General features: G+C 42.7%; 23 protein-coding genes. 14 read left to right on the plus strand and 9 right to left on the minus strand.

From position 1 onward, the window contains the following. The first annotated feature begins 85 nt into the window (after window positions 1-85). On the plus strand, window positions 86-1,402 hold the full coding sequence (locus tag YWE_RS0118800; protein WP_029095916.1) for an IS4 family transposase: 1,317 nt from the start codon (window positions 86-88) through the stop codon (window positions 1,400-1,402). Between the two features lie 54 nt (window positions 1,403-1,456). On the opposite strand, the gene YWE_RS0118805 is transcribed toward YWE_RS0118800, so the two are convergent. Further along, complete coding sequence (locus YWE_RS0118805; protein WP_029095917.1) at window positions 1,457-2,500, minus strand: tRNA/rRNA methyltransferase; 1,044 nt, start codon at window positions 2,498-2,500, stop codon at window positions 1,457-1,459. A gap of 189 nt (window positions 2,501-2,689) precedes the next feature. Between YWE_RS0118805 and trxC the strand changes: the two genes are divergently transcribed. Both trxC and YWE_RS0118815 read left to right on the plus strand, forming a co-directional pair. Further along, the gene (trxC, locus tag YWE_RS0118810; protein WP_029095918.1) at window positions 2,690-3,121 is read left to right on the plus strand and encodes a thioredoxin TrxC; all 432 of its coding nucleotides are present in this window, start codon (window positions 2,690-2,692) and stop codon (window positions 3,119-3,121) included. Window positions 3,122-3,655: 534 nt separating this feature from the next. After that, entirely contained in the window at window positions 3,656-4,669 is a 1,014-nt protein-coding gene (locus tag YWE_RS0118815; RefSeq protein ID WP_029095919.1) for a Fic family protein, read from the plus strand. Here YWE_RS0118815 and YWE_RS0118820 read toward each other — a convergent pair. The 4 genes from YWE_RS0118820 to YWE_RS0118835 all read right to left on the minus strand — a co-directional run bounded on the left by YWE_RS0118820 (window position 4,622) and on the right by YWE_RS0118835 (window position 7,679). Continuing rightward, entirely contained in the window at window positions 4,622-5,641 is a 1,020-nt protein-coding gene (locus YWE_RS0118820; protein ID WP_029095920.1) for an FtsZ/tubulin family protein, read from the minus strand. The genes YWE_RS0118815 and YWE_RS0118820 overlap by 48 nt on opposite strands. 226 nt (window positions 5,642-5,867) lie before the next feature. Beyond that, the gene (locus YWE_RS0118825; RefSeq protein WP_029095921.1) at window positions 5,868-6,851 is read right to left on the minus strand and encodes a hypothetical protein; all 984 of its coding nucleotides are present in this window, start codon (window positions 6,849-6,851) and stop codon (window positions 5,868-5,870) included. Window positions 6,852-6,864: 13 nt separating this feature from the next. Continuing rightward, window positions 6,865-7,392 carry a hypothetical protein gene (locus YWE_RS0118830; protein ID WP_029095922.1) on the minus strand — a complete coding sequence of 176 codons (528 nt, stop codon included), beginning with the start codon at window positions 7,390-7,392 and terminating at the stop codon, window positions 6,865-6,867. 2 nt (window positions 7,393-7,394) lie between these two features. Further along, window positions 7,395-7,679, minus strand: a complete 285-nt coding sequence (locus YWE_RS0118835) for a helix-turn-helix domain-containing protein (RefSeq protein WP_029095923.1) — start codon at window positions 7,677-7,679, stop codon at window positions 7,395-7,397. Between the two features lie 134 nt (window positions 7,680-7,813). Here YWE_RS0118835 and YWE_RS0118840 point away from each other — a divergent pair, with 134 nt between their 5' ends. From YWE_RS0118840 to YWE_RS0118860, 5 genes are all read left to right on the plus strand, one after another. Next, window positions 7,814-8,233, plus strand: coding sequence for a hypothetical protein (locus tag YWE_RS0118840; protein WP_227659976.1), 420 nt, complete (start codon window positions 7,814-7,816; stop codon window positions 8,231-8,233). A gap of 341 nt (window positions 8,234-8,574) precedes the next feature. Next, window positions 8,575-8,997, plus strand: coding sequence for a DUF2787 family protein (locus YWE_RS0118845; RefSeq protein WP_029095925.1), 423 nt, complete (start codon window positions 8,575-8,577; stop codon window positions 8,995-8,997). A 50-nt stretch (window positions 8,998-9,047) separates the two neighbouring features. Then, window positions 9,048-9,590: a hypothetical protein gene (locus tag YWE_RS0118850; protein WP_029095926.1), complete on the plus strand. Its 543-nt coding sequence runs from the start codon at window positions 9,048-9,050 to the stop codon at window positions 9,588-9,590. 2 nt (window positions 9,591-9,592) lie between these two features. Further along, window positions 9,593-10,069 carry a RadC family protein gene (gene radC, locus YWE_RS0118855; protein WP_036016533.1) on the plus strand — a complete coding sequence of 159 codons (477 nt, stop codon included), beginning with the start codon at window positions 9,593-9,595 and terminating at the stop codon, window positions 10,067-10,069. 136 nt (window positions 10,070-10,205) lie between these two features. Then, window positions 10,206-10,484, plus strand: coding sequence for a hypothetical protein (locus YWE_RS0118860; protein ID WP_029095928.1), 279 nt, complete (start codon window positions 10,206-10,208; stop codon window positions 10,482-10,484). A gap of 308 nt (window positions 10,485-10,792) precedes the next feature. Here the strand turns inward: YWE_RS0118860 and YWE_RS27860 are convergent, their stop codons facing one another. Continuing rightward, window positions 10,793-11,377: a hypothetical protein gene (locus YWE_RS27860; RefSeq protein ID WP_051323438.1), complete on the minus strand. Its 585-nt coding sequence runs from the start codon at window positions 11,375-11,377 to the stop codon at window positions 10,793-10,795. A 214-nt stretch (window positions 11,378-11,591) separates the two neighbouring features. Between YWE_RS27860 and YWE_RS0118870 the strand changes: the two genes are divergently transcribed. The 6 genes from YWE_RS0118870 (at window position 11,592) to YWE_RS31505 (ending at window position 19,132) form a co-directional block, all read left to right on the plus strand. Then, entirely contained in the window at window positions 11,592-11,789 is a 198-nt protein-coding gene (locus tag YWE_RS0118870) for a helix-turn-helix transcriptional regulator (protein ID WP_029095929.1), read from the plus strand. 1 nt (window position 11,790) lies between these two features. Beyond that, on the plus strand, window positions 11,791-12,729 hold the full coding sequence (locus tag YWE_RS0118875; RefSeq protein WP_127526490.1) for a hypothetical protein: 939 nt from the start codon (window positions 11,791-11,793) through the stop codon (window positions 12,727-12,729). Between the two features lie 320 nt (window positions 12,730-13,049). Then, window positions 13,050-13,970, plus strand: coding sequence for a hypothetical protein (locus YWE_RS0118880; protein ID WP_029095931.1), 921 nt, complete (start codon window positions 13,050-13,052; stop codon window positions 13,968-13,970). 107 nt (window positions 13,971-14,077) lie between these two features. Continuing rightward, a complete protein-coding gene (locus tag YWE_RS0118885) occupies window positions 14,078-14,935 on the plus strand; it encodes a hypothetical protein (protein WP_036016539.1) in 858 nt (285 codons plus the stop codon). Between the two features lie 531 nt (window positions 14,936-15,466). Next, window positions 15,467-16,849 (plus strand): hypothetical protein, encoded by a 1,383-nt coding sequence (locus YWE_RS0118890; RefSeq protein WP_029095933.1) that lies wholly within the window; start codon window positions 15,467-15,469, stop codon window positions 16,847-16,849. An 834-nt stretch (window positions 16,850-17,683) separates the two neighbouring features. Further along, entirely contained in the window at window positions 17,684-19,132 is a 1,449-nt protein-coding gene (locus tag YWE_RS31505; RefSeq protein ID WP_029095934.1) for a hypothetical protein, read from the plus strand. Window positions 19,133-19,639: 507 nt separating this feature from the next. On the opposite strand, the gene YWE_RS0118905 is transcribed toward YWE_RS31505, so the two are convergent. The 3 genes from YWE_RS0118905 to YWE_RS0118910 all read right to left on the minus strand — a co-directional run bounded on the left by YWE_RS0118905 (window position 19,640) and on the right by YWE_RS0118910 (window position 20,796). Then, window positions 19,640-20,212 carry a hypothetical protein gene (locus YWE_RS0118905; RefSeq protein ID WP_029095936.1) on the minus strand — a complete coding sequence of 191 codons (573 nt, stop codon included), beginning with the start codon at window positions 20,210-20,212 and terminating at the stop codon, window positions 19,640-19,642. A 61-nt stretch (window positions 20,213-20,273) separates the two neighbouring features. Continuing rightward, on the minus strand, window positions 20,274-20,372 hold the full coding sequence (locus YWE_RS29810; RefSeq protein WP_071605899.1) for a hypothetical protein: 99 nt from the start codon (window positions 20,370-20,372) through the stop codon (window positions 20,274-20,276). Window positions 20,373-20,505: 133 nt separating this feature from the next. After that, the gene (locus tag YWE_RS0118910; protein ID WP_029095937.1) at window positions 20,506-20,796 is read right to left on the minus strand and encodes a hypothetical protein; all 291 of its coding nucleotides are present in this window, start codon (window positions 20,794-20,796) and stop codon (window positions 20,506-20,508) included. Window positions 20,797-21,513 lie beyond the last annotated feature (717 nt).

Genomic DNA, 21,513 nt, shown 5'->3' on the forward strand with positions numbered 1-21,513 from the left:
CGTAATGCCGATCAGTTAAGGATCGGTTGACCGATCCAGTGGATGTGTAAGAATCCGGAAATGCTCATCGTTTCCGGATTTTTTTATGCTTCTCAGTCAGGCTCTTGATATCGTCCATAAATTTACTCCGCAGGAGTTCTCTGCGCTTTCTGAACTGCTTTCACCTGAACTTATTGATGAATGCCTTGCTGATACTGGCGTCGTCACCCTACGCAAACGTCGTCTCTCTATGGAAATGATGGTCTGGGCTGTGACCGGTATGGCGCTGTTTCGTTCCCACTCGATGACTCAGCTCGTCTCACATTTAGATATTCTTCTGCCGGGGAAAAGGCCTTTTGTCGCCCCCAGCGCTGTCGTTCAGGCTCGCCAACGACTCGGAGAAGATGCGATGCGCCTGATGTTCGAAAAAACACAGCAGTTATGGTTCGAAAAAACACCCCTGTCACACTGGAATGGACTGACATTAATGGCCGTGGACGGCACGATATGGCGAACGCCAGATACCCCCGAAAATGACGCTGCTTTCGGACGTACAGCTAATGTGACTCAATGTTCCGAGTGGCCGCAGGTGCGTATGGTCTGCCAGATGGAAGTGACCAGCCATTTGCTATCAGCCGTTGCCTTTACCAGTGTATCTGAAAGCGGTGAAGCTGACCTTGCGGCACAGCTTGTAGAAAAAACTCCCGACCATTCACTGACCTTTTTTGATAAAGGCTTTTATGCTTTGGGCCTGCTGCACTACTGGCAGTCGACAGGAACCGAAAGACACTGGATGCTCCCGTTGCGTAAAGGTGCGCAATATCAGGTTGTTCGAAAAATAGGGAGCGGACAGGCTCTGGTAGAGCTACGGCTGTCCCCCCAATCGAAAAAGAAATGGTCAGGTGCACCGGATACGTTAACGGCAAGGCTAATCAGTAAGGAAGTCAAAGGTAAAACAGTGCAAATACTGACGTCAATGTGCGACCCGCTCAGATACCCGAAAGCGGATATCGTGGAGTTGTACAGTCATCGCTGGGAAATAGAACATGGGTTCAGGGAGATGAAGCAGCATCTGTTGAACAATGAACTGACGCTGAGGAGTAAAAAACCGGCACTGATACGTCAAGAGCTGTGGGGAGTGGTACTGGCCTACAATCTATTGCGGTTCATGATGGCGCAGATGGCGTACAGTCTGAAAGGTATCGAACCGTATCAGATGAGTTTTAAGCAATCCGCGCTGTATCTGAGAAGTCAGTTGAGCCTATTACCCGGAGTAGCACCGGGGAAATTACCCCGAATAATGGAAGAGATACTGGATATGGCCTCCAGCTTCGTGCTGCCGGACAGACGAGAGAGACACTATCCGAGAGCGGTAAAAAAGAGGCCGCAACGCTATCCGTTACGGCCACATTCAAAATCTTAACTGACAAGCATTACGCAATAGCGTCCTTTTTAGTGCCAATAATCTCAGAGTCGGCTATTTTGCCCTATTCTGACACCACCATTCAGCTAACAAAATACCTGTCGCAACAGAAACGTTTAAACTTTCGACATTCCCCGTCCCGTCAATAGAGACGCTCATATCGCTTTGTTCCATTGTGGTATCAGATAAACCATCTCGCTCTTCACCGAGTACCAATACCGTTTTGGCTGGCAGCTTAGCTTTAGCCAATGGTGTACCTTTATGGCTGGATGTAGTCACAATGGTATAACCTGCGCGACGGAATACATCTAAAGCCTCAGGGAAATCATCAATACCAATTGCGGTAAGATGCTCAGCACCACCTTCAGCAGTACGGATAGCGGCACCAGACTCTAATAAGCTAGGATCGCGCAATAACACACCTTTTACGCCAAAATGAGCGCAAGAGCGCATCATGCCACCGAGGTTATGAGGATTACCGACGTTCTCCATAGCGACAACACAATCAGTCGCAGTTGCTTTAGCAAGATAATCAGCAACGGTTAACCCGCCACGTTTTTTAATCAGAAAACAGACGCCACCGTGATGTTCAGTTCCTGAAACTTTAGCCAGCTCTTCTTCTTCAACAACATGATAGGCTTTGCGATTAGCCGCCATCCAACGAAGAGCCTCACGGAATCGAGGAGTCACAGACTGGATAAAATAGGCCCGGACAATGGCATCAGGTCGACTCTGAAACAGAGCTTTACAGGCATTCTCGCCATAAACCTTGGTTTCTTCTTCACGCTGTTTACGTAGCTGCGCCGGATCGATCTGGCTTTTGCCACTAATTCCACCATGATCAAAAGGCTCAGGTTCACTGACATCCTGCAATCTAGCCTGCCAGGCGGAGCGCGGAGCCTTTTCATTTTCATTACGTACCGGACGGCGTGGACGTTCGCTATCTCCCCAACGAGGATTTTTTTCGCTGCGGTTCGCATTTTTATTTGCCGGGCGACTTTTATCCGAGCGTTTATTGCTCTTATCATCTTTATTATCATCACCGCGGACGTACATTACTTTTACTTTGCCGTTCTTACCGCTAAAAGAGTCACTCATATCTATTCTCCACTCCCACCATCGCACTCGGCGCGCAGATTACCTGATGTTTTCTCGGTAAGCCACTAATGATCTGCTAAAAGACTAAAACTATTGTAACCATCGACAAAACCACATTGTAGACAGTTAATGGTTTGTACATAATAAGTAGCATTAATGTATATCGTACAATCTCATTGAGGTAACAGCATGAATACCCTTTGTCCTTCCTGTTTAACAACTAATCGCATCCCTGAAGATCGCGTTGAAGAGGACGCCAAATGTGGCCGCTGTGGGCATGAGCTTTTTGATGGCGAAGTTATTAACGCTAACAAAATGTCTCTTGATTCACTGCTAAAGGATGATTTACCCGTTGTCATCGACTTCTGGGCCCCTTGGTGCGGGCCTTGCCGTAATTTTGCCCCAATCTTTGAGGACGTTGCTCAAGAAAGAGAGCGGCAATTTCGCTTCGTAAAAGTCGATACAGAAGCAGAACAAGAATTAAGTACCCGTTATGGTATCCGTAGTATACCTACCATTATGGTATTCAAGAAGGGACAACGCATCGATATGCTAAATGGTGCAATGCCAAAAGAGTCCTTTAACCAGTGGCTAGACGAAGTGTTAGCCAATAATAGCTAAAAATTATTGCTACAATAAACCATGACTGAGGGGGACATAATAACGTAACACCATGACAGCATTGATATGTAATAACTTTTTTATTCGTTTTTGTGAAATCTAAACTTTAACCTACATTTATTTAATGATCTGATTCTAAAGGGTTTTTTACATTCTGGGTAATCTAGAGGGAATTTTGAATTTGAATGCAGGCTAATCGATAAAACCAAGTGCCCATTCATTATGCGAGTTATCGTACCGTTATTTCAGCCAGCCTGTCTAGGTTTCAATTGTAATGACTGGCAACCACGTCAAACAGAGTAAATGTTAGATGTCGCGCCTTAATTCAGTCAGGATTGACGTTGAATAGTTTCAATTCTGCAATACCCAGTGGCTGAGGCTGTTTTAGGTTACGTCTGCCAGAATGGGGATTGAAGGTACATATGATTTGTATCACTATAGATGCTGAGTGCAATATGTGGTTGCAGAGATGGTTGATTATTTGAATAGCCTTCTTTCTACTCATGGTGATCTTAACATTGAGAGTGAATTATAATGGCTGGATATCAACCACCTTATACCATTACGCCCGCTATTCTTCACCAAGTGGTCAACGTTGGGGAGTTACTAGGCCGATGGACAGTGCAAGCAGAGTTGTCTTCCCCGCTATTACGTAAAGAAAATCGTATTCGGACAATACAAGCGTCGCTAGCGATTGAACATAATAGTCTTTCCACTGAGCAAGTGACGGCCGTGATGAATGGTAAGCGTGTACTTGCACCGGCAAAGGATATTCAGGAAGTTCGTAATGCGATTTTAGCTTATGAAAACTTACCTAACTGGCAGAGCTATAAATTATCCGATTTACTGGCAGCACATGGGGTCTTAATGACGGGGTTAGTTGACTCCCCGGGCCAATTACGTAGTGGTGATGTGGGAATTTACCGTGAAAGACAGCTTATTCATATGGCGCCTCCGACTAACCAGTTATCTCGTTTAGTCGGTGATTTACTTTCTTGGTTAAGACAAACCGATATTCACCCATTAATTGCCAGTTCTATCTTTCATTACGAATTTGAATTTATACATCCGTTTGCGGATGGTAATGGTCGTATGGGGCGTTTATGGCAAACGTTGATCCTAAGTGAATGGCGTGCTGAGCTGGCATGGTTGCCGGTAGAAACCTTAATCCACAACCAACAGAAAGAGTATTATCAAGTGTTGGGAGAATGTGACCGGATGAGTGATTGCACGCCATTTATCACCTTTATGCTAGAAAAACTGATTCATAGCTTATCTGAAGGTATCGACGCGCAGAAGGCTTATGCGGCTATTTCGTCGGTAGAAATGTCGGAGCAAATGCCGGTAGAAAGTCCACATTCACTAAACTTGACGGCTGAACGTATCTTAGTGGCCCTTGCGGCTGATCCTACTATCACGATTGTTCAACTAGCCAATCAACTGGGCGTCAGTAGTCGGACAATTGAGCGTAACATCAAGGTATTACAGGATAAAGGGTTGTTAGTCAGAATTGGCGCGACTAAGAGCGGGTACTGGCGGGTTGTTTGAAGAACCCAATCCCTTGAAGAATATAATGATATAAAGTGGGTCATCCATCATCGGATCTAACACTGTGCCGAGGGTATAAGGCATATTGTTGGGTAAAGTATGGCGGATTGCCGCCGCGATGGTCTCCAGTTCTTGCAAGGTTAAGCTGTAACCGGCGGTAATCTGGATGATTACATCGTTTATCGTTAATGTGGCAGCACCGCCGAGTAAAGGGCTCACCAGCGCCATCTCCACAGCCTCTCTGGCACGATGTTCACCACAGGCCATACCCAATCCAAGGGTTGAATGTCCTAGGCCGCGTAACCCGCGTTTGATATCCGGTAGTTCACCCAGCGATGAGGTAGAACACGTTAACCTGTTGATGATATTGCCGACAGCCTGTACCAGCATTTCGGGGTCTGCACTAAAAGCCTCTAACAATGGGATATCAAGGCCAACTGGCGTTATTAGTCGATCATTCGGCAGCGTGACCAAGGTATCAACATGGTGTGATAGTGTGGTGGCCGCTTGGATTGAATGGGCGAGGTGCTGGCTATCTTCAAGATAAAATGGCATGGCCACCATGGCGACGGTCATGATATTCAGCGTTCGTGCTATGTCTGCAATCGCCGTTGCCGCAGCTGCGCCAAAGCTTCCACCCATGCCGGTGACAATAAAGACGATCTCCGTACCAATCAGCCATTGATTGATTTGTGGGTGAACCGCTTGAATAGCCAGTTTGCCAATATCCGGGTCAATAACCTTCTCACTCATCGGGCATTCCACATAGATGGTATTGGGAATGCCGGTTTTCTCTAATGCCGCTTTGTCGTTATCGATGGCAATGAATTGCAGACCATGACCGCCAACTGGCATTGACCCAGCAATATAGTCAATCATTCGGGTTCCGGCCTGACCTAAACCGAATACGGTATATTTTGGTGAAACTCGCTGGGCGGCCTTTTGCTGATGGGGTGATGCTTGGTTTTTCATCTGATGTTGATGCCTGTTATTGATTCATTCTGCTGGGGCTAGAAAAAGGATGGTTGTGGCTTATACTGGAAGCCTGATGCGATTTATACCGACATAGAGCATGGTGAAAAATATAAGCCAATGCCGATAATGGGGCATTGGCTTATCGGGACTACAAACCATAAACGTTAATGTAGATTTATGGGGACCTTCAGCACCTAAGTCGCCATAGTTAATGGAATAAGCGTTAGATAGGATTATCTACAAGGATATATCTTGATACATTAGATAAAAAGTGTTTCAAATTTCGGTTTCTTTCAATAATTCTATATGATTCCGTACGGTTATTACCTGCTTCATTATTTAATATTTCTATTTTTTGTTTTTTAGAATTTATAAATTCATCTTCCTCTGGTTTTATTATTTCGGCTATTTTAGTATCTTTCTCATAATCTTTCATCCTTAAATCATGACTTAATTCATCGCACTTTTCACTAACATTTTTATAGGCCGACATAATTTCTGGATCTGAGCTAAGAGTATTAACAGAGTCCTTTTCTTTATAACATGCATTTAGCTTATTTCTTATCTCTTCTATTTTATCGTTAATCTGCTGAATTTGTCCTTTCTGCTCGACGGGTAATATAAAACCCTCTTGTCGAATTTTTTCTATTTCATTATCTATTTCTTTATTTTTTAAATTTAATTTAACGATTTCTTGAGCATTGCTATCTTGCTGCTTTTCGAGATCATTAATAAACGCGATTAACTCACTGTTATCACCTTTCGGGTTAAAAATATAGGTTTTATTCGTAAATTTTTCTAGTGTTTGACCGCCATCATGGAATGGTAATGGGTGAAGATATTTTGGTTTTCTTATCGAAAAAGAATGTATTGTTGCATCGGTTGGCGTTAGATTAAATATACTAAACCTAGTGGAAAAAGGAATTTCATCACCTTGATGATAAGATTCTTCTATAATCTCAATATCATCCCATGTCGCAAGGCTAATGTAGGTATTTTGAGTAAACCTCATGATCCCTGTTGCAGTATATATAACCCCTATATTGTTTTTAACACTTTCTTCTATGTTTAATTTTTCAATCAAAATTTCAGGACGATTCTTACTAATTGGTTTTTGGAAAGCAGCTTTTATCTGATCTGATTTATCGCAAGAAGATAAGAACACCATGAATACAGCGAGTAATATCAATTTGGCTAACAGTTTCATTGCTTATTCCTTTTCAGTTGATACGGATATTCTTGGTAATTTTTCTCAATGTCAGCGGTCTACGTTTTTCAACGTAAAAGTAAGCCACGTTGAAAGAAGACTTCTTATGATTACCTTTCCCCAGTGATGGCCAATTTCGAAATGCGTCTATCTGTGCCTCGGTGTAGGGTGTGGTAGAGAAGTCAAACAGTACTAACAGCGCTTTACCGTCATACTTCATCAGCTTCTTCATTTCTGTCTCGTTCACTGTGGCTCCGACGTTTGACTTGGATGCGCTTGGCTTGCGGACAGCAAATTCAACCGCCACATCATCAATCAAAAAATCAATGTAGCCATTACCCGTGATAGTCCCCGGAAGCGCACCTTTGACCTCAGGTGACACATCATCAGCAAAACACCCTAATAAGTAACAACGAACTAAGGGCAGCAACTCCCTTTCATTACATTCATTCAGTCGTAATGTTTTTACAAACTGAGTGCGGTAAAGCGAGTGAAAGAAATATTCAAAACTTTCAACCACTGACGTGATGGTGGTCGCCATAGCTATTCCTTACCTGTTGCTGCACGAAAGGAAGGGAGCTTGTCATCATATCGACTGGGCCAAATTTGCCGGGGTTCCATACCAATGGCGTTGGCAATAATCCGCTCAGCCTTAGGGTAGTGGCGTTCAAACGCATTACTTAACGTTCTGGGGGCGAGGCCATGTTCGCGGGATAGGCCTGCGAGGCTAAGGCCTTTGGCATGTAAGGCTGCGACGATATAGGCACGATGCCAATCACCTTTTATTCCTTTCATCGCCTTTTTCTGAGATGCTATGGGGTTAATCAACGTACTAACTCCTTATCATGAATACACGCATCCATGATAAAGCGAACTAAAGATACTTATCAAGTTATCTTTGTGGTTATTGGTATCTATTTAATTACCTAATTGATTTACAAGTTAAAATAGTTGAGGTATTGATGAGTAATACAGTGAAAAGCATCCCGTTACCGGTTTCTGATGTGGATGTTCAACCTTTTTCCACTCAGGATGAATGGCTACCGGCGCAAGGATTTGTCGGTATTCAGGGGATGCCGGGCACCGCCAAAGGTTGCCGATTACGCCTTGAGAAGCTGGCAGGACTGAAGCCTGCGATTAAGCGTAAGCGTACCGGGCATAAAGGCTATGAATACCATGTCAGTGCTGCCACCATGAGTCTGAAGACCGAATCCGAGCACGGAAAGGACGTCTTCACTTTTCTTTCTGAGGACGATGAACAACTCAACTTGTGGGTACCTTTGCTTAAAACCATGAGCCCACAATCCCGCAAGGTGTTATTACAACAGGCATTAGCGCTGCTGGCTCAAGATTTATCAAACACGCCAGACAGTCAAGCCTAACCAAATAGAAATAAAGGTTGCCCTTATTTATTCTGGGGCAACGTTAATCTGGGAAATAATATCTTAATATTGAACCTTGTATTAATTTGACAAACTTTCCCCTATTTGTATCGGATATTAATACATTCAAAATATATAGTTTCTTGGTGAAACTATTTGCAATGAATGATATTATTTGATATAATGTCAATGTTGCTAAGCATGTTCAAATAACATTTATTAGCCCAGTTTTTTAAAATTTATTGATTCAACTTTTTATTTATTCCCAACGGAAGGGTTAACTGTATTCTAAATTCGTCATACAGTTTATTAATTTAACTTTAATTTAATGGGATAGCCCTATGAATATTATTCATCAGGAAAACTATACGTTGCCAGTGAGTCAAAAACTGATTGACCTATTATATCAGGAAATGGGTGAAATACCCCCCATGCGGCATAAACTCTTCGGCGTCTCCTTTATTTTTAGAGATATTCATTACACGCCAAATAAAGGCGGTTATCACCCAGTAGAAATTCGTCTAATAAGACAGAATGACCAATGGTATTTTGATTACATCACTGACTTGTCTTATCAGGGGACTGTTTATCCTGAATTAGAGAAGGAACTCGACTTTAGCTGGCCGCAACGCTATGTATTCCATGCCGGAGTGGGTGACCTTCCTCACCAACAAGGGTGCGAGCTATTTGAGTTATGGCAAACCAACTTTCTCAGTTATTGGCGTATGGGCGTGTATATCTCGACGATTGTCTGGGAAAACTAAGTTAATCCAGTCCATTGGTGAATAATGAAATCTATTGAGGAATATCTATTGTGACTAAGGATAGTGGGATAGTGGCATCCCAACAGGGCGATTTGGACTGTCTGTGTGGCGCATACAGCCTCGTGAACATGATGAGCTACTTGTTTGATGGACGAATTAAACGAAGGCCGCTAATGCGCACTCTGTTAAAGGAATTTAGCTATGAGTGGTCACTGGATGAATGGCTCACTCTAGGGCTCGATGGTCATCAAATGGATTACTTGATTGAAAACGTGATAACGACCGGCTACTACGCTAAACACTTCCCTCTCATCATTACCCACCCGTTCAGGCAGCGAAAAATCCTCACCCACCGGACAATCTTTCGTGAAATGGAACAGTTTCTCGGCCATCAAGACAATCACTTCTCCCGCCTTATTCTCATCGGTACCCAATATCACTGGTCATTGGTGAAATCAATGGACGAACAATACTTATATTTTCATGACAGTGGTGGTCAGCCTAGGCTGCGCAAAAGCCGCTATTCGCTGAAACCGGGTCATGGACACCAACTTTTTACACATTGCATTTACTTTATTGAGCGGGAGTTCTGAGCATGGGACAGACAGCACTGGCAGCCGACTTACAGGATAACCCTCGTGAAGAATGGATATTGGGGCAAGCTCAGGCCATCATTGAGCGCCGGTTTATCCGAGGTAGGCAACTAAGCTCACCCCATGATGTCAGGCAATACTTTGTTGCCAAGCTAGCGCTCTTACCCCATGAAGTATTTGGTTGCCTGCTGTTGGATAACCAGCACCGTATTCTAGGCTACGAAGAACTGTTCCGGGGAACCGTCAATGAGGTCAGTATCTACCCGAGGGAAGTCGTCAAGTTGGCATTGGCTTATAACGCGGCGGCTATCATTGTGGTGCATAACCACCCCAGCGGTGAGCCTGAACCTAGCCAATGCGACAAGACCATCACCCAACGGTTAAAGTCTGCGTTAGAGCTGGTTGACGTTAAGCTACTTGACCACTTTATCGTCGGGGGCACTCAGACGGTATCGCTGGCTGAACGAGGACTGGTTTAGCCAAGCGCTAACGACAGACTTAGGCGGTTAAGTTTTATCGCGGGCAGTACAATATAGCTTTGAGAATTCATTGAAATGCTATTAATCTACGGCACTCGCTATTTGAGGTCGTTATACATAAGGGATGCTGTTGCTCATGTACACAGGGAAATTTGTTGTTCCATTACTTTTTTGTCTAACGTTGTCGGCCTGTAATGACGCTCAAGAAAACAAAGAATTTATGAACGTGTGTTCCATCTATGATGATTCTGATTTTAATGGCGAAGTCAGTTATTGCTCATGTGTCTATAATAAAATGGCCGGCTTACATGGTTCTGAGTGGTATAAAAAGGCGTTTGCTTTTAATGCACAACAAGCCAAAGTTGATTTAGTTGATATTGGCAATCAATGTAAGATAAATATTCAACGTTACTAACGGTTAATGCCGTGCATTTCCCGCTCATTTCTTTGACTTCCTCCCCTGTGTGCCGCACCCACAGCCTGCTTCCCCAAAACCGCTTAATTCCAAGGTCGTCAATTTCTCATGAGATAACCGGCGATTTAACCATCTAATATAGCGATTAGAGTGCCAAATCGTTGCTAAATTAGGGCCTTATTTAGAGCTACCCCAGTATGGGCGCGGCTAACAGACATGATTGCCTCAGAAATAGTGAGGAAAACAGGGGGCGGTAAAAAATGCATAAAATACGTGGTGCCACTGCTGTGCCCCTTGTGTAAAGCGGGTTAGAGCATAATTCGACTTTTTTTAGCCTGTTTTTGCTTTTTTCGTTCTTCTAGATAGGTTCTATTATTTTTATCGATAAGTTTATTGATATTTTCAGGTGTTAATATCCACTGAATATCTTTTCGTGACCATGGCCCCTCAGAGAATACTTTGAGCTTCGGCTTACTTATGCCTTCTTCTACGAGTGTTTTAGCCACTGAATCCCATTTTTCTTTATCAGAATCACCAGTAATTAATTTGTCGTAACGGCCTTTTACTTGTTGATATAGGCGATACCTCTTCTGCCCTTTTGGTGACATGGCTGCGCTAATTTTTGGGGTGTCCGGCGAGGGTTCTTGCTGAAACAGACCATCTACACTGAATAATTCGTTATAACAGTGGTTGACGCAATAACCCATGATATCGGCGATTAGTTCATTATTCGTCATTAGCTTGGTTCCCGTTAACTGCTGAGAAAGCAGGGCTAGCTTTTCTCGCATGTCTGCCCCAAGAAATACTTTCTTCTGTACGAAATCAAAAACTTTGTTGTCTGCGACCCTATCCCTATGAAATTTGGCATCAGGCTTGTCGCTTTGCTTCTTCATTCTTAACTCCCTTAATTGATCGTTTATTGCTCAATGAGCCTCATATAAAGTTTAATTAATTTACGCTGTAATTGCACCTTTTTTTGCTGCTTTTAGTTAGCCATTTTTATCAAAACATCAACAACTCCCTCGCGGATGCCTTCCTTGAGCAGATCTACGCCTTTTTTGTGTGTTGTAAATAATTCGCTCCTAAAACAGCTCTGAGGAGCAAAACATGTCTGAAACACGAATTTTAAGGAAGAAAGAAGTGATTTATCGCAGTGGGATATCAAACAGCACTCTCTACCGCTTGATGGCTGATGGGCTATTTCCAAAGCCGAAAAAGCTGACTAGTACAAAGGGTCGTGCAATTGGCTGGCTTGAGAGTGATTTTCAAAATTGGCTTAACAGCCGCAAATCAACAGGACAATAAGATGAAACATATAAAATTTTTACACCAATCACCACGATACTTGGAGCAGGTTAGCCGGAGTTTTAACAAAGTTAGTAACTTCCCGAACTTGCTTAGCGCCGAAACTGAGCATATGTATCTACTGTATACACTGCTATCGACCGTCAGCACAATTTCGTTCAGCGATCCTGATAGGGCAAAGCTGCTTGACGTGGTTGAAAAGCTAAGAGCTTGTAGCAATAGACGACCTTGCCACCGCTTGTCTTGCAAGATTTGTTCACGCACACAGCGCCTACAGATGATGAATAACTTTTCATTGGATAAAAATCTGGTTAGTAGCTATAGCGTGTTGCGTTTGAACTTCAACAGCTCAGCAATTAGCCCAGCAGACTTCAACAAAGATAATTTGATCTGCAAAATGCATGAAATCGATATGCAATTGAAAGGATGGGCAGAAAGTACCGGCACAAATCCACCGATAGGCGGTGTATGGGGATTTGGTTATCACCATTTCAATAATTTGGTTTATACGGACGTTTGGGTGCCACAAGTTCGTCTTATATTGCCGAATGATAAAAAACTCCATCAGGACTTATTGAATTTTATGCTTGAGTCTGGCGAGGGGGTTCTTCACGGGAATGTTGAAAATAATCCCGTTAATCAGCATGAGGTCAATACAGTCAATGATGCCCTTATTGCAGCTTATGATCCTTCATGGTACGAACACGCATGCTATGTGGCCATAAAAGAAGGGCTACTTATGCTGAGAAAGCGCAAAGAATCTTCACTCAGCAAGGCATTAATTGATGGGCTGCTTGTCCAGACTGAAATAGATACACGCGACATAGAGATTTTGCGTAAATCAGGCTCGATTGGACGTAAACGCAATTTCTACTCTGGCTTGGATAAGACGGAATACAATTATGAGGAAGAAGATGAAGATGAAGAAGAAGAAGAGTAATTCGATTGGGATGATGAATAACGGCTAATAGTTATTGTTTCTCACCAACATAGGGAGACATGTGTTAGCACTAACCCGCAGGGCAAGACAAACTCTGCGGGTTTTTTCATGGTTATGTGCAACGTTCAGGTATTCTCCATTAAACGCGCTTGGTGGCATTAAGTTAGCACGGTCAATAATCGATTAGGCGAAATTTATTTTTATGAATTGAATAAAATTTAATGATCAATATTTATCTACTATCGATTCAAATTTTATATAGCTGAATGAGCAAATTCATTCTTTCCACAATGAAAAATTATTAGAGGATTTAGATTAAAATGAAAAAACACAGTCATTCTATATTTAAACTTAAATCTGATACATGGTTGGCATTAAGTCAACCAGCAGCAGTTGAAATATATGCGCCAGAAGGTACGGGATATTTTAAAGCAAAAAAAGAAAATAATCGCCGCATCACAGCATTAGAAGATGTATCTAAACTTATTGTCTTAAGTAAGATTAATTCCGGTAACTTTGATCGTGAAAGTTTATATGATGACTATGGTTTATTAGCCCAAGAGTTGAAGTCGTGTCGATATAACAGCGAGTGCAAAAATGGGGCTTGTGCACAGTATATCGATACTTATCATTGCCAGATGATGGCACAATATATTTCACTGTTACTCCCCGGTAAACCGAAAGATTATCAAGTCATCACTTTATGTTTTAGCCAAGAGGTTTATTCGGACAGATGGTTACAGGATAGCAAATATAAGGTTAGTGCATGTATTGGCGAGCGTGAACAGCTACTCCGAAACGTCCTTATTCACAATAAGTTGCCGATGCCATTTGGGGGCGTATGGAGCATGGAATACCATACGTTTAAGCAACCTTTAGATAACTACTGGCAACTCAAACTCCGTGTTATTTCAAGTAAGGATAAATTGATATTGCCAAAGTTACGGGAATATATGCGACGAACAAAGAATGATGTCATTCGTGAATGTTTTTCTTGTCAGGCTGTTGAAAAGAAGACATTCAGTGATTTTATGTCTTTAGTGACTTATGCATTGGATCCTACATGGCGAGAAGTGCCGTGTTCAATTAATGAAGATCTTAAAATCATTAAGGGAATACCCCGACAGCTAAGTGTTCATTCCTTGCCTAACGCGTTACTTGCACAAGAGTACCTAGGGCCGAATGTCATAACGTTCAGTGGTGATATTTCAGGTTTGTTGACATCAAGAGGTCAAGCTTGATAGGCATAGCGTACAGGTTAAATTGCGATTGGATTTGATCTTGTCTAGTTAATATTCCCCCTTCATAGCGATTTTGGGAGGGGGGAATATTCAGCGGTATGAATAAAATGAATAAAAAATACTTATTTTTAACGCTTGACCCTAACTACATTCGCCACGCGGCACCTTTAGTGGAGGTATTTAGCGCGACAGTACCCCATTTTTGGACACAGCAAGCAGCAGAAGTTGAACATCAACGACGGATTGCCGTACTTGAAGCGACGGAGAGTAAAACTGATGCATCCCAAGAGCGTTATATTCGCCTTGCTCAGAAGCTAAAAGACTGCCGTAACGATGCGCCTTGCAATAGTTTACCCTGTGCTCATTGTTTACGAGAATATGGTTTAACGCAGTTGGCAAAGCGGCAAGATTTTGCGGAAGATACCCAAGGCTACACTGCCGTAACATTGACCTTTAATCAAACAAAATATGACTCTCTCTGGTCAACAAGCCGGGTAGACGAGGTTAGCCGACAGGTCAGCATTCTAAAACAACGGGTCAGTCGTACGCTTAAACGTTTAGGCTATCAAGGGCCCATCATTGGGACCTTTATGTTAGTCCGTCATGCGTTTTCATCAAAAAGAAGCCGTAACTATTGGCTGATTCAGCTTCGCCTGCTGTTACCGCGAGATAATACACGACTAAAGTTGCTGAAAAAGCATATGGCGCGTGGAAAAGGACAGTATATTGAAGAAGTTATATTCAATGAGCCAATATTCTGCAGTCACGCTAAAGACCAAGCTAAGTTGTTGGGTCGTGTGTTGGATCTTATGTGGTATGAGGTAGCCTGTACTTTAAGTAAGGAGGGTAATCGTTTACTCAAAGAAAAACCAACACCATTGAGCAATAAGAGACTAGCGAATAGTTTAGTCTTATTAGACTTGCTTGGTAAGAGTACGATGATATTTCATTATGGTGCAATTTGAGGCCAATCTAGTCATTTCACTATTGCATAGCAATGTGGGGAAATCTGTAGTTTGACTGCACTTTCTATTGTTTGAAATTGCATTCAAAGAATGAATTTTTGACCACGTGAATGCACTTTAAAAAGTTAACTATGCATTATTTTAGTTAACTTATTGAACCCAGTAGGTTCTCAAAGATGCACCACAGAGTGCTATCCTTAGCAAGGATTAGCGAGTTAGTGTGAAAGAACGGTCTTTGTGTCATGTGTACCAGAAATTATCTACACACAATGGGGGGAGCGAGCAGCGAGCACCCATTGCCATTGAGCCAACTGGAGACATGACCACTGTTGCCACTACCCACTGTTGCATTGTCGATCGAACGAGCGTAGCGAGTGAGTGGAGGCGTTAGCCGTAAAATGGGGGAAATTTGCGACAACGGAGCAAATTAGGGGCGTAGCCCTTCCAAACAATCACGCATCCCCCCTCTGCTAGCCATAATGTTACGAATAGCCCATATTCAGTTTCCGATTTGAGGTGCTAAGAAAAGAAATGAAGATCCCTCCGTGGGTTTATGAGCGAATTGAGTGTATTACCCAGATAGTCGTGGGGAATAACCAATGGGCGATTAACCGCAGAGCAGTATTACGCCGGTTTCTAGCCCATATTTGGCTACATGGGGAGCCTACGGATGAGGATGGTCTTGGTTGGACTATATGCACTGAACGAGATATTCGTCACTTCTATCATGGCCTACTTGGGGATTGTCGATTAACTGTCGAAGGTCAGCTTAAAAAGGCCAATCTAAAGGCGGTATTGCCAACCTTGGCTGATATTGATTATGACAAGGGTAAAAAGAGTCAAGATGTGGGCAAGCGGAAGCCCAGCCGTTGGCGGTTTAGTCCTAAAAGACCTGACACAGATATAGGCAAATTGAGGTTGGTTGATGTTGATACGGGGGAGGTTATGACGGTTAAGCAGATAATCCAGTCTAATGGCAAAGCGCCTTCACATGAGTTTGGGCCTATTGCTGTAAGCCAAGCCGGATTAAAGAAACAGGAGAAAGCTTGGCTAAAGAATGTATCACCCGGTCGTATGCATATCAGCTTTGTCAGGGCACTGAAAAGTCGCGTGCCGGACCCTTATTACCGAGCGGGTATCCGTAGTCTCAATCATTTATATAACGCCAAGTTTGAAGGGAGCTATGCGGTATATGACCATTGTTACCGGTTAACCTTTGGCGGACGATATTACGATCAGGCATTCCAAAATTTACCAAATGAACTGAAAGCCAAATTTCGAGCTGGATTATTAAACTATGATATTCAGACATGCAATCTTGCCTGTTTAAACCTGCTTTTTAAGCGGTATAACGTGAATTACCAAGTAAGCTCATCTATCTATCGAAAGATGATGAAAAAGACAGGGTTTACGCGGAAACAATGCAAGTCCATGGTGCATGCCACCACTTACCGTGTAGGAAAGGTCACTATCGGGGTATCGGATGGTCTTGGGGCGAAAGTTTGTGAGTGGTCTGAGGGCGATAATAAACAGGCGCTAAAGATCTTACGGTGGTGGAATAATTACATTGAGCCGTTACGAGAGGCCTTAGAAACGCTGGTCAGCCAGATCCAACAACAGCATCAAAAAAGTTGCCGTTCACATAGAAACTACCATCTATATGTAAATGATATCGGGTTAACGCTGGATCTCAATGATGAGAAGTATCAGCGAAAACAGAGCTATGCTCAGAATTATGCAAGAAATAAGAGCCTGCTGGCATTTATGATCTGTGGCGTGGAACAAGCGTATATCAGGGAAGTGGTAAGATTAAATCCAGGCGTAGTTTGCATGCTAGACCATGACGGATTAGTGGCGCAACAGGCGCTAAAATTCCCTGATTGGGAGGGCTTTAAGCTTGAGATCAAGGGGTAACCCGATATCGGAAGCTATTGACCCAATAATAGTCTATTCCATATCTTGCTTAAACGACTTTCAGTCCCTTGCTTGTGTCCCATTGCCAGACGCCAAGAATCCAAAGGCAGAAAAATGACTGTTCTAGACCGGCGAACGTTGCTAATAACTCAGGTCATAGACCGACGGTTGACCGGTGTGGATGAGCCAGAGAATCGACTCTGGTGGTATTGGTAGTCGAATCTGAGTATTCACCCAGAGTCTTGGTAGATCGAAACCGCTGATCTTTCATCATCTAGCTGTTGTCATGGCAGGTAGACAAATAACTTCCAACTCGCCTGTTATTGGCGATTTCCCGCCTCAATGTCAGACGCCAAAAATCCAAAGGCAGAAGAATGACCGTTCTAGACCGGCGAACGTTGCCAATAACTCAGGCCATAGACCGGCCGTTGACCGGTGTAGATGAGCCACAGAGTTGACTCTGGTGGTATTGGTAGGGTAAACCCGGCGATATGGTTAGAAAACTCAGAGGGCGGTAGAACTCGTTGATTGTTGGCAACGTTCGCCGGTTTCTATCCATAGCGCAGGATCTTGGCTTATAACCCAAGAACCGTACTTTGGTCTACAGGCTATATCCAGATATATAATGAGTCTGTTAGGCGGTATAACTCTCTATGTTGCTGTATATACATATATTATTTACTGCCATATTAATAGTGTGATAGCTACACAGCGTAATAGAGCGGGTGAGCGAGAGACATAGTATAGACAACAATTGATGCCTATGGCTGACGTGTGTGCACAGTTTATTTGAGTAATTAAAAGCGTGTACACACATTAACCGAGGTAGAGATGATGTCTGGCTATATTATTAAACGCGCGATCCTAGTGACTCTGGATACCTATAACAGCTTTATCCATGATGTTCATAAAATACCGTTTTTGGGTAAGGATAAACGCCAATCGGTCGCCTTCTATCAGGAAATACAAGTCTTTTTGCAACACCTGATTTGTAATAATTATCTATATGCTAAAGCTACGCCTGATGATGATCCTTATACTCAGTTTTCTCCTATTTCCAGCAAACTCGGTAAGGCAATGCTTAAGTTTGTTTTTGAGCAGTCAAAATACTTATGTTGTGACCGAGCGTTAGAGCTGATTGAGAAAACCGGCATTATTAAGCGGATTTCGCATGACTATAGCAAGAAGAAATCTCGCCAGTTTGCCTTGTCAAAAGCGTATCTACGGCGGTGGTTTGGCGATACTAATCATGCAGGCTATATGCAACGTGATGACCGGCTAATCTACCTCACTACCACTCGCCGTAGACGCAATATCGACTCGTTATCCGAAGAATCGCTGGTTCAACAAGCATTAACCCAGCAGATTAAGGTTAAGCATAAAACCCGCCATGCTTCCCGTGAAACCGTCAAATATATGAAAGAAGTCTACCGGGCAATGGGTGGACTACTCATTAATCTTGATAAACTACGGGATTATGTACCGGTCAATGACAGGGAAGCCTTGGCTAAAACCCATTTTCTGGGTTATCTGAAAGCCCGAGGTTGCAAACTGGTTAGCAGTGTTCCTCTGGTGGTGGAGTTTTGGCCTGAGTACAAACTGGCTAAGCTGGGAAGTCGTTCCTTTGAACAGCATGGCGGTTTTCAAGCCATGAAGTCTCAGCTTAAATGGGCTATTTTTGAAGGCTACAACTACGATATCAAAAGCAGCCAATTAACCATCCTTCGTCATGAGCTGAAGAAATACGGGATTAAATGCCCACTATTGAAAAAGATCAGCAAGAAGAAAGTGATGAACCTTTTTAAGGTATCAGAGAAAGTGGCTAAGCTTCTCATCTACAGCCTTATCTACTCATTAGGCGATGTCAAAAAGAACAAGGAGAGTAAAGCATTCAATCAACTATGCCATATTGATGGGTATGATCGGGCTGTGGAAATAGCGGATGCATGGCGTGAATTTACTACCCCCATTGAAAAGAAGCTAAAGCAATTGGTTGATATCTATATTGGGCAAAGCGTTAACTGTCCGGGGCGTGGGCTGGCTATCCGCAATGCAGTGCGTCAAACCTACATGATAAACCCCAAAAAGCAGAAGATTACTGCCAAGAACCTTAGGCAGATCCTGAGTCATATGATCCAAGGGATTGAAAGTCAGGCGGTGTATGAGACTATCCTTGACAATCCTGGGGTTTGTGGCTCGATTGAGCATGATGGGCTTGTTTCTACCCAACCATTGGATTGGGCCCATCCGTATCTCCGGTTAAAGCTGAAACACTACCAATAGTTGTGACGACAGTGCCGCTAACCCGTCGGCAACACCGGCATTATAGGCAACAAACGGCGGTCTGATGAGATGCGCCGCAAGTTATTGTCCCATATGTTACAAGGTCTAGAAAGTCAGGCCGTCTACGACTTTGTCGCCCATGTTAAGCATATGGAGGTGTGCGCGTTGGAGCATGACGGATTTGTGTCATACCAACCGGTGAAAGGCGAATGGGTTCATTCGTACCTGAAGATTGTCCAGAAGAACTAACCAGCGGATGTAGTTAATGCCTATCTTGGGCAAGTTGTTCACTGTCTAGCGGGTTGCTGGCTAATCGAGCCAGTTTAACCAACAGGCCACTTTTTTTGACGTTCAGCCGGAAGACTTTTCAGAATTCATCGCAACACCTAAGTAGCGAGTATTTCATCGTCATAGTAAGCCCTTATAGTACGTCTCCGTACGGTTGGGTTTCAGACCGCAGCTCCAAACACCAACACTCAATTTATATCAGGATCCAATGTTGCTACCTTACAATTTTGGGAAACATTGCTCTATGAGAAAATCCAGTAATTCATTTTCATCGCTAATACTATTAGCAGGCGTGTTTTCTAAAATTTTATTTTTCTCATCGATTGTTATATAGAACACTGATGTGTTTGAAAAAAGGCGTGTTCTCATATAAATAGAAACTCCTTTATTGAACAACTCCATATAACGGGTACCGACAAGTGGTTTTCTATTGATTATCGCTGTGTATTTTTTAGCCAGGAATGCGCCAACAAGACCCGAATAATCACCATCAAACTGGATATGCATAGCCATCAAATTCTTATTCTGGTCAAACAATATAAAAACATTTCTCATACCATCAAAATGGAAAGAGTCAGGCGATACTTTGTACGATACTTGGTAAATGGTACCTTTCAGGTTTTCATTAAAACCCCGATTGATTGCATCAGGGTGGCGGGCCTTAAACGTATCTTCTGTTGTATGACCAAATCGTACTGTAAGAGTGCCCGTTTCAGCAGCACTTAAGGGGCCGCTAAAAAAACAGCTTGAGGATATTAATAGAAGAACGCTTAAAACATTCCCAATAGTCATTATTGAACCCCATAAATATGGATTATATTATATGATAATGTCATCAAATCAATCCATGATATTAGGCTACGGTGCTAATTTCCTCTGACTTCGAAAAGTAAATTTTTCTGCGGGTGAGTCGTTTGACCTGTGTAAGCAAATTAGGATTATGTCGTTCTATATTATGCTGAGTTTATTTCTTGCTGGCAGTCAGTGTGGCGGGTTAATCGAGCCAGTTTAGCTAGCCATTGCCGCTGTTTGTTAACCGAAGTCTGTTTATTCCTTATTGATTCAACTCAATGCCGATTAGCCCGTCAATTCATCACGATTTTTACTAATCGGGTATCCCCGTCAACCCACACTAGCTGATAGTGGGTCTGCCCGGTATAGGTAAAGCACGCCAGCTCTTCCAGCAGGTCATACCGGGCAATCCGGTAGCTCAGGCCGTCGTGTGTCTGGCAAGCCTTCACATGCTGTATCAGGTAGTGAAGTGCGGCCTCATGGCTGAGCATCAGTGCCGGTGGATTGCTGCCTGTTCGCCTATTGCCCAGCGGGGTGTCTTGGTGGTGATAGCTGATAATCGGAATATGGATACTGAGCTTCATCGAAAAAACCTGTATTGGACTGGGGTTTTTAATTTAACAGACTTCATTGTCTTGATTGATCGTTTGTACCAATGATAATGGTTGGGATTGATCGTCGTTAACAATGAGCGAATAAAATAAGGTTTTATTGGATTGCATTAAATTGAAATAATATGCAGGCTTCTTATTGTTTTTCATTCGGCGATGGCGTGTATGTTAAATGAAAATTGAATAAGTTTGTTAATGTTATTCGTTATTTTTGTTATCTTGTTTCTTTCAACTTGGTGAGCATGTTAAATGAATTGCCATTACGTCTATCACCCTATTCAATTCAATGTGANATAATTCAAATTTACGTCACTTTCAAGCTTAGTCATTATTTAAAAAACCGCGCAAACAATCATTCCATTTATTGATTCATGTCACGTTTTACACAATAAATATAACGACTAATAATTATCTTTTTTTGATCTAAAAATCTGTGAGTGGTGATAAATTCAACTAATATCCCTTTTATTGGTTATTTTGCATTCAATAATCAGTATTATAATCTGTTTTATTCATTAAATGCGATCTGTTGATCTGCATTCATTTTTATTATGTATAATCGTCATCAATATCACTCGCGGCGGGTTACTCGATAATTAGGTGATATTGCCTAGGTTGTTAAATTGATTTTCTATCTATTTTCTCTGTAACTAAAGCGTTGCGGTTAATTCAGTAACGTACCCGAAACCG

This window comes from Budvicia aquatica DSM 5075 = ATCC 35567, from assembly GCF_000427805.1.
Lineage (GTDB): Bacteria > Pseudomonadota > Gammaproteobacteria > Enterobacterales > Enterobacteriaceae > Budvicia > Budvicia aquatica.